At 37.2% G+C, this 13997-nt stretch carries 6 protein-coding genes and 1 riboswitch; of the genes, 4 read left to right on the top strand and 2 right to left on the bottom strand.

What is annotated here, in order from left to right; all coding sequences use genetic code 11:
• The first annotated feature begins 263 nt into the window (after nt 1-263).
• The 4 genes from PFY10_15205 to PFY10_15190 are packed head-to-tail and all read left to right on the top strand — an operon-like array spanning nt 264 to nt 9219.
• A complete protein-coding gene (locus PFY10_15205) occupies nt 264-1118 on the top strand; it encodes a cell wall anchor protein (GenBank protein WBV55576.1) in 855 nt (284 codons plus the stop codon).
• A 7-nt stretch (nt 1119-1125) separates the two neighbouring features.
• On the top strand, nt 1126-1626 hold the full coding sequence (locus PFY10_15200) for a hypothetical protein (protein ID WBV55575.1): 501 nt from the start codon (nt 1126-1128) through the stop codon (nt 1624-1626).
• Between the two features lie 36 nt (nt 1627-1662).
• Nucleotides 1663-8742: a SpvB/TcaC N-terminal domain-containing protein gene (locus PFY10_15195; GenBank protein WBV55574.1), complete on the top strand. Its 7080-nt coding sequence runs from the start codon at nt 1663-1665 to the stop codon at nt 8740-8742.
• Nucleotides 8743-8745: 3 nt separating this feature from the next.
• On the top strand, nt 8746-9219 hold the full coding sequence (locus PFY10_15190) for a hypothetical protein (protein WBV55573.1): 474 nt from the start codon (nt 8746-8748) through the stop codon (nt 9217-9219).
• Between the two features lie 90 nt (nt 9220-9309).
• On the opposite strand, the gene PFY10_15185 is transcribed toward PFY10_15190, so the two are convergent.
• A complete protein-coding gene (locus PFY10_15185; protein WBV55572.1) occupies nt 9310-10803 on the bottom strand; it encodes a RagB/SusD family nutrient uptake outer membrane protein in 1494 nt (497 codons plus the stop codon).
• Between the two features lie 24 nt (nt 10804-10827).
• On the bottom strand, nt 10828-13743 hold the full coding sequence (locus tag PFY10_15180; protein ID WBV55571.1) for a TonB-dependent receptor: 2916 nt from the start codon (nt 13741-13743) through the stop codon (nt 10828-10830).
• A gap of 83 nt (nt 13744-13826) precedes the next feature.
• Nucleotides 13827-13923: riboswitch (SAM riboswitch) on the bottom strand.
• Nucleotides 13924-13997 lie beyond the last annotated feature (74 nt).

The raw sequence follows: 13997 nt of genomic DNA, 5'->3' as shown, positions 1-13997 counted from the left end.
CTTCGGCTTTTTTTACGATTCCATCCGAAACTTCTTTTTAATACTGAATCCATCCTATTAAATCATTATAAGAGCATAACATGAATATAAATTTATGAATCTATATAGTATTTATTTGTATGATAATTCAAATGATTACATCTTTGAATGAGAAAAATATTGTTTATTCTACTTTTAAAGAGTTTTTCAAAACTCATTTAAAAAATAATTTCAATCAATATAAATTATATCACGTTTTACAATTTAATAAAAATTAACAACTTATGAAGACTAAACTTGTACCGCTATTGATAGCCGTATCCTCTATGGCTTTTGCCCAATCTTGGAATCTTACTGGAAACTCAGGGACTAATCCGTCTAGTAATTTCATTGGAACTACAGACAATCAACCTCTGGTTTTTAAAACGAATAATACAAAAGTAATGAGTATTCTTCCAAATGGAGTAGTAAAAGTAGGAATTAATGATCCCGGAGGAAGCGGTGAAGCTTATTTCAGAATCTATAAGGAAGACAATCCTGCTTTTGAAATTGCAAATTCATTAGGCTCTTTCCAGATTGGAAAATCAGGGTGCTCGGGCTGTTGGGGCGGGCAAATTGGAGATACCGTTCTTAGAAACCTGGGGCAAAGCCACAATATCATTATTGCTCAGCCTAATGATGGTAATGATGGCTCCACGTATTTCGGTATTCAAGACGCTTATAACGGAACTTGGGTAAAATTCTTCAACAATGCTATTGCCAGATTTGATGGTAAAATTAAGGCTAAAGAAGTTGAAGTAAAAGCTAATGTATGGGCAGATTATGTGTTTAAAAAAGAATACCCACTGAGATCTTTAGAGGATGTTGAAAAACATATTCATGAAAAAGGACATTTGCCTAACATTCCAACGGCTAAGGAGGTACTTGAAAACGGGATTAACGTTGCTGAGATGAATTCCAAACTTCTTGAAAAGATAGAAGAACTAACTCTTTATTCAATTGAACAGAATAAACAAATAAAGCATCAGGCAATACAACTAAAGCTGCTTCAGGATGAAAATGAAGTTTTAAAAATCCAATCTGCAAAGATTGAAAAACTTGAACAGAAGGTTCAAGAGCTGCTTTCAACACAAAAATAATTACAAAATGAAAAGAAAATTACTTTCCTTATTTTCTTTGTTGATTGGTGTTTTCGGATTCTCACAAACCGAAGTCTACTTCAAGTATGACGAAGCCGGAAACCAGAGATACAGAGGGACAGATGTGAGTGGTAAAAAAGCACCTGAAGACTTAAAAAATTTGGCTAAGACCGAAGAAAAACCTAAAGTTGAAGAGGTAAAGACCATTGCTGAGATCAAGCAACAACCGGTTCTGGATGAAAAAGCATTCTGGAAACAGATCAGATTGTATCCTGTTCCTGTGAATGATTTCCTTACTATAGACTGGACCGATGAAGTAGACGGACTCATAGAATCCGTTTCTCTTTACCAGCACAGTACGGTTCACTGGAAATTCCAGCAACAGAATACTCCGGGATTAAATAAGCAGCTAAAGATCAATATGTCCAATTACGAATGGGGTGTATATGTTTTACACTTTACATTAAAAGACGGCAGGGTCTTCAGCAGAAATATTACAAAACGATAAACTTTTAATCATAACAATTTACTAACAACCAAGAATATGAAGATTCTTTCATCATTGGTACTTTCCCTCTGTTCGGTGTTGGGCTATTCCCAGACCATACTCTATCAGCAGGAAAGTACATCAAGAACAGTACAGGATCCGCAAACCGTGGTCTTGGCTCAAGGGTTTAAGGCCTCCTCCGGCACTTCAAATCCTTTTGTGGCAAAGATCGGGCCTTCTACTGAAAACCCAGGTGGGGGACCTACAGATTCCGGCGCGGGAGCCGGTAATCCAACCGGGACATCTGCACCAACAGGCCAGAGTTTCCATGATACCAAAGGAAATATAGAGGTTTCCGGAACCGGACAACTGCAATTTAGCTTACCAATAGCTTTACCTCCAGGAATAAAAAGTGTAGCACCTCAGATCAACCTGACATATACAAGTGGTTCTGTCAATGGAATTGCGGGTTATGGTTGGGATATTTCAGGAATAACAGCAGTATCTAGAATAAGTAAGAATATTGAAAAAGACGGAATAACCAAATCAGTACAGCTCGATTATTCAGATAATTATAGCTTTAACGGACAGAGGCTCATTCTTAAATCCGGAGAATATGGAAAAGATGGAGCTGAATATGTTACTGAGAAATACTCCAATATCAAAATCAAATCATTAGGAACAAAAAATGGAGTTCAAGGACCCATGTTGTTCCATGTTACCTTTGATGACGGCTCGCAGGCATGGTATGGAGATACTGAATACAGCGATCCGGAGCATTATAGTGCAGCCAGAACCTCTATGGGATATAATCTTGTAAAATGGATGGATGCCCAGGGGAATTACATCACCTATGAATATGAGAAGAACCAATATCTTACTTCTCAACCAGTTCCAGGTGGGGATGTTACCCGGATAAAGAAAATAAAATGGGGTGGGAATGAAACCCTGAATAAACCACATTTCAATGAAATTTCGTTCAATTATAACCTGGATAGGACTTTTAAGGAGATTTCCTATCATCAGGGATTTTATTACAATCAGGACAAATTATTAAATGAGGTTGTCGTTTCCACTAATGGTAATCAGTTTAGAAGATATGCATTAGAATATACGGATAATGGTACGAGTTATCAGTTTGTCAATAAGATTACGGAATACAACAGTAATAATGAGGCAGCCAATCCCATAGCTATAGAATATGAACCTGCTCAGACTGCAGGAGAGGAAACAACTAAAGAATATAATATCACCACGACCAATACCAAAAAATATGGTGATTTTGATATGGATGGTATCACAGACTATCTGGAATACGTTCCCACTCCAGGGACTGCGGGATCCACACAGGTAGGTGTTTTGAACTTTAAGAGCTCTGTGTACAAAGATGTTCCGGTTATGCCGCTACAGTATGAACTTAATCGATTTACAGCTGCTGAGTTTGGTAAGGCGGCATCTGTGACTTTCAAAAAAGACGGATACGTAAAAAACAAAGCAGGAATTGTTATTCCTCATACCGTTGCTACAGGAGATCCTAAAAAACCCAATTATGAATTATTGGTATACTCTGTAGATATTTCAGATTTCAGATTCAAGCTGGAATATTCGAAACTAATTACGTATGATCAGTATGCTATTGGTGATCCCGGAGATGACGATCTTCCTATGACGGGCTGTAACTATTCGGTTGTAAGCTTATCGGAATTGACAAGCTATGATTATGACGGGGACGGAATTACGGAACTTCTTTTTAATTTCAGAAGAACGAGAACATGTATTAATGGAGGATTTGATCCGGAACCTATTGGTAAAACTATTTCAAATCCTGTTGCCTTGGATGAAACTACGCCGCCTACACTCCCTTATATCGAGCCTTCAGTTAACTCATCCAATACTGAAGAATATGGAGTACCTCCGATCGACAATGGAGAGGTAAACATTATTCCAGGAAGTACTTTAACAAGTTTTTACTCATCCATATTATTTGATCTAAGTGAAAACCTTCCGGTTGCCGAAAGCATTTACAAATATGACGAGGGAACAGGAGCTGCAAAGAAAATCCAGTTCGCAGATTTTAACGGAGATGGAATCCAGGATATTATCTGGCTCAATAGCTCCAATGGTACTATGACCAAAGTATTTAATATCAATAAAATATCTGCAGGAAACTTTGTATTATCCAATGTAGGAAACTTCACAGGACAAGCATTGGGAGGATTCTTCAATGGTGCACTATACGGTGACTTTAACGGCGACAGCAAAATTGATGTCTTAGTTCCTCAAGGCAATAAATCTTATAACTGGAATTTATTTTTATCTGATGGGAAAAAGCTGAATCAGTTCTACATCAATAACTTTATTTTCTACTCTTCAGGAACCGAAACCTTAACACAAGGTGTTCATAATACCTTCTTTGAAAGTGGATGTGCGTATGGTATGAGCAGATATTTCCAGTATAATACAGCAGATTTGGATGGCGATGGAAAATCTGAAATTATTGTTTCAAATGTTTTAATTACTGACCATACATGGAATGCTCACCATGACAAGGAATGGACTAATACCAATGTTACAGTTTACTCTGTTAACAAAGTATCCGGAGCCAATGATAAAAGTATTGTTTACAATCCTCCTATTACTATTCTGGGAGCAAGCATTCCACAACCTTATAATACTGAAAACACAGTTTCGATCCAAACTAATAGTGGTATCAACTTCTACAAAACAAGAAACTGGTTAAAGTCTTTTAACGAAAAGGTAATTCCTTTTAGTAATTTGACCATTAATAAAGACAACCAACAGGTTATCCTTTTAGGAAAACCAGATGATTGTTCTGGAGTTATCGGGTGCGGTTACAACTATGTGATTCAGTATGGATATCCTTATGTACCCGCTTTGGCAAGAGCTAAGAATATCAAGCAAGGAGGAATCACCACAGAGATTAGCTACAAAGAACTTAACTCAAAAACAGATGCTAATTTTTATCAGCCCGTACAAAAAGAACTTTATCCTTATTTTGAATTGGAGCAAGCACCATTATCCGCTGCTGTATCACAGATTAAACAGTATACGCCAGCCGGTACTCTGATCCAGGATTTCAGATACAGAGGTTTTTTAAGTCACTTTACAGGAAGAGGGGTAATTGGCTTCCGTCAAACTGCCCGCTCCTCCTTATATGCTGCCGGATTTGAAAATGCTAAAATTTGGTCGGGTATACAAATAGACCCTTTATTGGACGGAGTTCCGGTAAAAGAGTGGTCCATCAGAACCAATAATGAAAACCTGATATTCCCGGCAGATATCTCTGAGAACAACACTCAGTTATTAAATTACAAATCAACAATTTATAAGACAGATAAACTTCTCAACGGGCAAGTTGTTACAACAGTTTCTGATGCTGACAAACCTAAAGTTGTAACAGCTACTGTCGCAACCTCTACATTAGCTAAGGACTTTTTGACGAATGTTACAACAGCAGGAACAGCTATTTACAATACCTACTACCTGCCGTCTAAAACCACTTCCAATGTTAATGATAATTTTTCAGTAACCACGACGGACTTTATTTACACTCATAATCCTTCAGGAATTGGAAAAGATTATTTCATTGGTCATTTGGATGCAAAAACTATGCAGCATGCGGCTTATAATACGACCAATAAAGTAAGCCAATATTACTTGTACCAAAATAATCTCCCTAAAACAGTAATTAATGTTTCTGGAAATAACTTCTCCAATAACTTCTCGGACAATCTTACCGAGGATTATAAATATGATGGATTCGGTAATGTCATTGAGAAGAAAGTTACAGCCGGAAGTGATTCACAGTTCAGAATTAACAAAAGCGAATATGATGATAAGGGAAGATTTGTTATAAAGAAAACGGACAACCTTGGATTAGAAACCAGTATTACCTATAATAACTGGGGACAGATTTTGAGCGAGACAGATCCATCAGGAAATACAACAACCAACACTTATGATTTCTGGGGAAAACAGTTGACTGCCAAAACAAATATTGGTGGAACTACTAGCTACCAGTATATAAAAGATGACCAGGGAAATACCATGGTGATCACATATGAAGCAGATGGAAGTATCTCTAGAAAATATAATAACAAATTGGGTCAGGAATATAAAACCCAGACTAAAGGTTTTGAGCAAGGGAAATTCGTAGCAGTTTACCGCATGTTTGATGCTTTAGGCAGAAAAATTAAAGAGTCCGAGCCGTACTTTGACCAGGCAACTGAAGACTTGCCTGCCAATATCCAGTGGAACACATTTACCTATGATGATAGTGTATTCCCAGCTAAAATGACAGCTTCATTCTTTAATGGCAAACAGACGGAAAGTTGGGTATCAGGAACTGTCACAACTTTAAAAGAGCTTAACGGATATGGAAGAACAACGACCAAAACGGTAGATGCTTTAGGCAATGTAATCTCTACAACAGATAAAGGAGGGACTATTAATTTCACGTATAATTCCCTTGGAAAGCAGCTGACTGCTCAATATGGAAGCAACGTTGTAACAACAAAATATGACGTTTGGGGTAGAAAGACAGAACATATTGATCCATCCAACGGAAAATACACATATGAATATGATGGTTTTGATCAGGTTAAAAAAATCATCAGTCCTAAAGGGACGAAGGAGTATATCTATAATACTGTCGGTCAGCTGATCACTCAGAAAGAAATTTCAACAGTAGATGCAGGGGCTGCAACCAATAAACTGATTTCATTTGTTTATGATAATAAAGGAAGGGTAATTTCTAAAACCGGAACTTCTAAAGGAAAAGCGTACAGCTCAAGTCAAGTTTACGACCAACAAGGAAGACTTTTATCTGCATCTGAAAACAGCAACGGTAGATACTATATGCAGAAAGGAGTTACCTATGATGATAAAGGAAGGGTGATTTCTTACGAGAAGAGCCTATATTCATCTGGAGTGCTTACAAAGATAGATATTGAGAACGTTTATAGTACATGGAACGGGGAACTTTCCCAGGTAAAAGACAAAACATCAGGTAAAATATTATGGACCTTAATGCAGGCTAACGCCAAGGGTCAGGTATTAAAAGCAAAACTTGGAGCTTCAGAGGTTAATAACGTATATGATCCTAATGGATTCTTAGCAAGTGTAAACCATTCCTCACAAGTAAAGCCAGGTATTTTACAACTTTCTTATTCATTTGATGCAATAAAGAACGAGCTGAAAAGCAGAACAACGGGGGGTGATTTTAATATCGTTGAATCATTTGATTATGATGACAACAACAGATTGATCAACTGGACCAACCCTGTAACAGGAATCAAACCTTCAAGTAACCGTAATGTCTACGACGAGAAAGGAAGAATCTTAGAAAACGATCAGGTTGGAACTATTAAGTTTAATAATTCTGCCAAAATTTACCAACCAACAGGAATGACTTTAAATGCTGCAGGAACTCAGAATTATAATAATGACCTGATTCAAAGTATCGTTTATAACGAGAACAATGACCCGGTATTTATTGATGGTCAAAAAGGAGATGTAGCCTTCCAGTATGGATTAACAAGCATGAGACAAAGGGTTACTTATGGAGGTAACTTTGCAGCTGACGGAGATGGTAAGTTTACTAAATTCTATAGCGGAGATGGAAGTTTTGAAGTCGTATTAGATAATACTACAGGTAAAGAAAAGCATGTTCTTTACATTGGAGGAACTCCTTATGAGAGTAATATTATTTTCCTGAAAGATTATAACGAAACCAATGGCTCATATAAATTCCTTCATAAAGATTATATTGGAAGTATCCTAGCCATCAGTGATGAAGCAGGAAATAAACTAGAACAAAGACATTTTGATGCATGGGGTAATTTCACCCATCTTCAAGTTGGAAATGGTGCTATTATTACCGATAAGAATATTATTGACAATACAGCGTTACTGATTGAAAGAGGATACACCAGTCATGAACATTTTGCCGAAATAGGAATCATCCACATGAACGGAAGATTGTATGATCCACTGTTGAGAAGATTTTTAAATGCTGATGAGAATATTCAGGAACCTTACAACACCCAGAATTATAATAAGTATGGATATGTAATGAATAATCCATTGTTATTTAATGACCCAAGTGGTGAATACATCTTCGGTATTGAGTCTGCTTTATTGGCAGCAGTAGTTATCGGAGCGATCGTTGGTGCGGCAAGTTACATTGTAAGTGCTATTATCACAGGACAGAAGTTTTCTCTTCTGGGATTATTTAAATCTACTGTATTTGGTGCTATATCGGGTGCCGTCACCTTTGGTATAGGCCAGCTCTTTGCCCCCGCCATTCAATCTGCAGTGCAGGTATCTAATACAGCTTTGAAGGTAATGGCTCAAACAGGTGTAGCATTAGCGCAAGCCACAGTACATGGAATTGCTCAAGGAACTTTATCCTTAATGCAGGGTGGATCTTTCCACCAGGCAATGCTTTCAGGGGCATTGGGTAGTTTAGGAGCTTCAGCATTTGGTGCTTTTGCTAAAGATTTTGCTAATCAAACCGTAGGAAAGGTACTCTTTGGGGCTATCTCAGGAGGTGTAGGTGCCGAATTGTCCGGAGGTAACTTCTGGCAGGGTGCTGTGATCGGTGGAATTGTTGCTGGATTAAATCATGCGATGGAGCATCTACAAAAGACTTATGAAGTAAGTGTTCTTCACGATTATGGCGGTGCTAACGGAGCAGGTCATGAAGCCATAGCATTTGAAAATCCAGATGGTACACTACTTTATATATCTAAGGATGGAACCCATGAAAATGGAGGGGTATATGGAGAAACTCTTAAAACTGATCAAAATTTTAAAAGTATTGAGGAAATTAACGACTTCTACAGCACCAAGGTTTCACCAGGTAAAAGGTATGATGCGGTTGCTGTTTACAGAGCGACAAGAGCCCAGATCAATCGCGGAATTGCTGCTGCAAGAAATGTAATCTCAACGAAGTACAAACTGCTTACTTCAAGTTGTACTACTGTAGTGGAGCAATCATTGAAAGCAATGTATAATGCTAGAATATATTCAGGTATGATGGCTCCTAATATTAATTTCTTCATTAATAATTTTATATTTGATAAGCATTTAGTTAAGTTTTATGATATTAAATAAATTATGAAAAATCTGATTTTCTTATGGGCAATATTTTCAATCACTGTTTCGTGTGTAGGTTCTGATACTGAATTTTTACCTGCAGACATATCTGAAGCAAGAGAGAAAAAATTACTGATCCATGTGTATAAACCAACCAGCAATAAAATAACAATTAACCGGACAGAGTATTTAATTCAGGAAGTTTTTACAACTTTTAAATACAATTCGAAAAATGATCAAAGAATCAACAAAAATTTCTTTGCTTTAAGTATTAAAATCAAAGATTTAAAAACCAATCAAAAAGGTTTAAGTGTTGAGGATAGCGACCATAGTCGGTTTATCAATTTTCACTGTGATTTTTGTGGTGGTTTGAATAATGATAATATTGTGATGTACTACGATGATATCAGCAAAAGGAATACACTAGATTCCGTAAAAATCGGCTTTAAGGATTATAAGAATCATGAACAACTTATTTACCTTATAAAAAAGTAAATAAAAAATTCCCCGCTTTTAGCGGGGAATTTATTTTTTAAATATCATTAGATTGGTGACTTATGGAAAACCTCCTCATTAAATAATAGGCTACAAATTCGGGTTATTCTCCACCTCCTTCTGCGGAATCGTAAACAAATAATACTTACTGTTTGGCGCAAAGGCAGATTGATCAGGAAAAGAAAATACAGAATGTCCTCTTCCATTCACTGTTTTTACAGTTCCATCCGGAGTTGTTACTTGTACTTTAATTGGCTGACCATTGGAATCAGTAAAAGGTTTTCTTACTACAGTTCCCTGAGTTCTTATGATATCAGACAATGAAAATCCTTCTCCAAACAATTCCTTTCTTCTTTCGATCAGGACTTCTTTGATCACATCATTCTGGGCTAAAGATCCACTGTACAGATTAGCCTGTCTCGCTGATTTCAGTTGATTCAAAACTGCCACAGCATTGGTCACATTTCCATTTCTGGCTTCTGCCTCAGCTTCAATTAAATACATTTCAGCTGATCTCATAAACACAATATCAGCAATGAGATTGGCTTTAAACTTAAATTTAGCATATCTCAAGAGACCTTCCCTCCCGGGAAGTCCGTCCCATTGAAACAATTGGTACCTGATGTCATTGGTGTCAAATAAATCTTTAAAATAAGGGTCCGCCATAAAACTGTAGTAATAGCTTCCTGATGAAGAAACATCTAAATAATGGAATGCATAGCTTTCCCCTGATTGTTCCTGCGTCTGACCATGTCCCCAGATCCATTCCCCATTGGTAATATCATTAAACCCGTCCTTATACTTTTCGGGAGCCATCAACGGAAAACTAGCTTTTGCAATTTGAGCAGCAGCAGTAGCCTTAGTCCACTCACCCGTATTTAAGTAAGTCCTGGCCAATAATCCATATACTACAGACTTATCAATTTTATCCTTATTATTTCTTGTATAATTTGCTAATAAAAGTCCTGCCTCTGATAGGTCGTTTTTAATCAAAGTATAAATTTCTTCAAGGCTAGCTCTCTTTTTTCCTACAGAATTTGTGGTTGTAGGTTCTGTATAAATTGGAGCTACTAAAGCGTTTTTATCTTTTAAATAACTAAACTGATAAAGGCTTGCTAAATTCAAGTAACAAAAAGCACGTAAAGCTTTTGCCTGGCCCCTAACCTGATCCTTTTTAGACTGACTTCCTTCTACTCCATCAATACGACTAATCACATTATTCATGTTATTGATTGCAGAATATAATAAACTCCATACAAATTGAGAACGACTTCCGGTACTATTCACTAAATCGGTAAAAGCGTAAGCCGATGCAAAGCCATATTTATTAGTAAGGACAGCGACATCACTTCCCATAGCATCGCTGGCCCGTAATACTGTTGAATAGCCAATGTTAGCATAGGTAGGCCCGTCATCATTGAATTTTGCCCATGTCCCATTAATCACCGTTTCAGCACTTTCAGCTGTCTTGAATATCTCGGCTTCATTAGCCTGATTAGTAGGAGCTGTTTCCAAATCATTAGTACATGCAGTAGAAGAGAAAGCTGCTATAAGTATAAATGATATATATTTTATTTTTTTCATTGTTTTGATTGTTTTAATATAAACTTAAAGTGTAGCCTGAAGACCGAATGTTATTGTTCTCATTGCCGGATATCTGTAATAAGTGGTACCATCTATAGCTTGCTCGGGATCCATTCCTTTGTGCTTGTAGAAAGTTAAAAGGTTTTCAGCCTGAAGATAAATTCTGAACTTTTTCAGTCCCAGTCTTCCGAAATAATCTGAAGGTAACGTATATCCGATACTCACATTTTTCAATCTGGCATAAGTCCCCGAGTATAAAAACCTTGAGGACGTTGAAGTCCAGTTATTTGTCGTTGTACTTAAAGCCGGAACATCCGTGTTGGGATTTTCAGGCGTCCATCTGTTTAACATCTCTGCGCTCCATGCCCTTCCAGCATTGCTTCCATTTGACATTAACATGGTGTAATCTGTATCAAGAATTTTTCCTCCAACACTAAAAGTTAGCAGCGCGGATAAATCAAAATCCTTATATGTAATATTTGTAGTGATTCCACCGGAGAATTTAGGCAAAGAAGAACCCTGCAATGTTTTTGTCGCCTTTGCATATTCAGAAGTTGTTCCTTCTATTGTATTCCCATTGGCATCCTGATAAACATATTTCCATAGCGGAGCACCGTTACTTGGATCAACTCCAACCCATTCCGGAATAAAGAAATCATAAACAGAACCCCCAACCTGCAATAATTTAGTTCCTGTTACAATTGGGCCTTTAGGAAGTTTCGTAATTCTGTTTTTTAGGGTTGTTACATTAACATCAACATCCCATTGGAAATCGTCCGTTTTAATCGGAGTTGTGAATAATGAAAATTCAAAGCCTGTATTTTTCAATTCTCCAATATTCGCTGAATAACCACTAAAACCAAGAGAGGGAGCCAAAGGCCTGTCAAATAAAAGATCTTTACTTTGACGCTGGAAATATTCCACATTACCCTTAACCCTGTTTTTAAGAATAGCAAATTCCAGCCCCACATTCAAGTTAAGATTGGTTTCCCACTTAAGATCAGGAGTGGGAAGCCTGCTAGCAACTGTTCCTCCTTCTCCCAGATTATTGTAAAATGCGTAAAGACTTTGGTAAGCATAATAAGTACTCAACTTATCATTTCCCTGTCCTCCGTAACTCGCACGAAGGGTTAGCTGATTAAAGAAATTTAGATTTTTAATGAATTGCTCATTAGACGCCTTCCACGAACCTCCTACTGACCAGAAAGTTCCCCATCTATTTTGAGGTGAAAAACGGGAAGATCCGTCTGATCTTACAGATCCGGAAATAAAATAAGTGTTATTGAAATCATACTCTGCTTTACCTAAAAAACTCAGTAAACCTAATTTATCACTATTACCACTAAAACCTCCTAATAAAGCCGCTGCATCCGGTTCATAATAATAAGGTAAAGAAAACTGACTTCGGCTTCCGGATATCGTCTGATACTCATAATGATAAAACTCCTGTCCGGCTAGAATATTGAAATGATGCTGATCGAATTTTTTGTCATAGGTCAAGATATTACTGGTTGTATAAGATAATGTCCGTGAATTTGTCTTGGTCACCGAACCTCCGATTTCACTACCCTCCCCAAGTAACGGATTTGAATAATAATGCCCATTATAATTTACCAGGTCAATTGAAAAACTGGATTTAAATTTTAATTCCGGTAAGAAGGTAAAATCCAAATACCCTTTTCCTGAAAAGTTATCTTCCCTGTTTTCATTTTTGTCTAATGGCAAAGTTGCTGCTGCATTTTGATTTTGCAAAGCACTTGTCGGCCTGTACTTTCCGAAGTCGTAAATTGTATTTCCGTTAGCATCAAGCTTATAGCTTCCATCAGGATTTCTTTCATAGTATGGATAAAAAGAAGGAATTACTCTGGCTGCATTAATAATATTATCAGTTCTTGAATCGGAAGATGGTGGTGCCTCCTGAAGACTATTGGTATAGCTAAGGTTTGCTCCAACTGTTAACCATTTTTTCACTTCATTATTAATCTTCAATCTCGTACTGTATTTTGTAAATCCGGATCCTATGGCAATACCCTTATCATCAAGATATCCCAATGAGAAAAAATAGTTTCCTTTTTCATTTCCGCCACTAAAATCAAGATCAACCTGGTTTCTTGAGGCCACTCTTTGTAGTATATCCCTCCAGTCATCATTCCATAAAGGCCTTGCTCCAGGCAGCAGTTTTCCATCTGTCCCTACCGGTTTTGCATAGTTAGAACCATATGGATTGATGCCCAGATTATTCACAAGATTATCTGTGGCCATTTGTGCAGCCTGTTGTGCTGAAACCTGTCCTGATTTATATCCATTTCTCATTGCTTCCCAATATAATTGAAAATACTGGTCCGTGGTAACCTGTTCATAGTCCTTTACAGCCCTGCTGGAAAATCCCTGACTGATATTAAAATTGATTCGTGATTCTCCTTTTTTCCCTGACTTTGTAGTCACAATAATCACTCCGTTAGCACCTCTTGATCCATACAGAGAGCTTGCCGTAGCATCTTTCAAAACACTAATTGATTCTATATCATTTGGGCTGATAGAATTGATATTTCCATCAAAAGGAATTCCATCCACCACGAATAAAGGATTACTTGAGGCACTAATAGATCCGATCCCCCTGATACGGATTGTTGCCGTAGCACCCGGTTGGCCTGAAGCACTTACTGCCTGTAATCCCGCTACCTGCCCTTCCAAAGCTTTTGTAATATTGGTTACCGGCCGATTATTAATCTTTTCGCTGGAGATCGTCGCTACAGAACCTGTGTAACTCGTCTTTTTCGCTTTACCGTAAGCTACCACAACGACTTCATCAATATCTTTTTCCCTAAGCGTATCTTTCTTCTGCTTTATCTCCTGCCCATTAACACTAATAATGCCTAAGAAAAACAAAGCACCGGGTGAAATCCAAACACCAGCTTTTAATAAACTTTTACTAACCATAATCAATTTTATTTGTTAAATATTAAAAAAACACCCTTTGCGGAAAACACAGCAAAGGGCATCAAGAAATTGATTTAACCAAATGCTTATTTTTCCTTAAAAGGCTGAATGTAACACCTTGCATCATGCAGGTTGTTAAGACTTCGTAGGGTCAGTTCCCTCCATCTTTCTTTATAAGCCGATCGAAATATGGTTGCAAATCTAAAAACAATTAGTCTATAAAACAAGTAGACTAATTTATTTTTTATTTTAAA

This window comes from Chryseobacterium daecheongense (assembly GCA_027920525.1).
GTDB classification, from domain to species: domain Bacteria; phylum Bacteroidota; class Bacteroidia; order Flavobacteriales; family Weeksellaceae; genus Chryseobacterium; species Chryseobacterium proteolyticum.
The sequence above is the reverse complement of the archived record's forward strand: the minus strand, read 5'-3'. Positions and strand labels throughout refer to the sequence as shown.

Bases quoted from the DNA above. Each gene is read 5' to 3' on its own strand.
- PFY10_15200 (WBV55575.1), top strand. From the start codon at position 1,126: ATGAAAAGAAAATTACTTTCCTTATTTTCTTTGTTGATTGGTGTTTTC.
- PFY10_15195 (WBV55574.1), top strand. From the start codon at position 1,663: ATGAAGATTCTTTCATCATTGGTACTTTCCCTCTGTTCGGTGTTGGGC.
- PFY10_15190 (WBV55573.1), top strand. From the start codon at position 8,746: ATGAAAAATCTGATTTTCTTATGGGCAATATTTTCAATCACTGTTTCG.
- PFY10_15185 (WBV55572.1), bottom strand. From the start codon at position 10,803: ATGAAAAAAATAAAATATATATCATTTATACTTATAGCAGCTTTCTCT.
- PFY10_15180 (WBV55571.1), bottom strand. From the start codon at position 13,743: ATGGTTAGTAAAAGTTTATTAAAAGCTGGTGTTTGGATTTCACCCGGT.
- PFY10_15205 (WBV55576.1), top strand. From the start codon at position 264: ATGAAGACTAAACTTGTACCGCTATTGATAGCCGTATCCTCTATGGCT.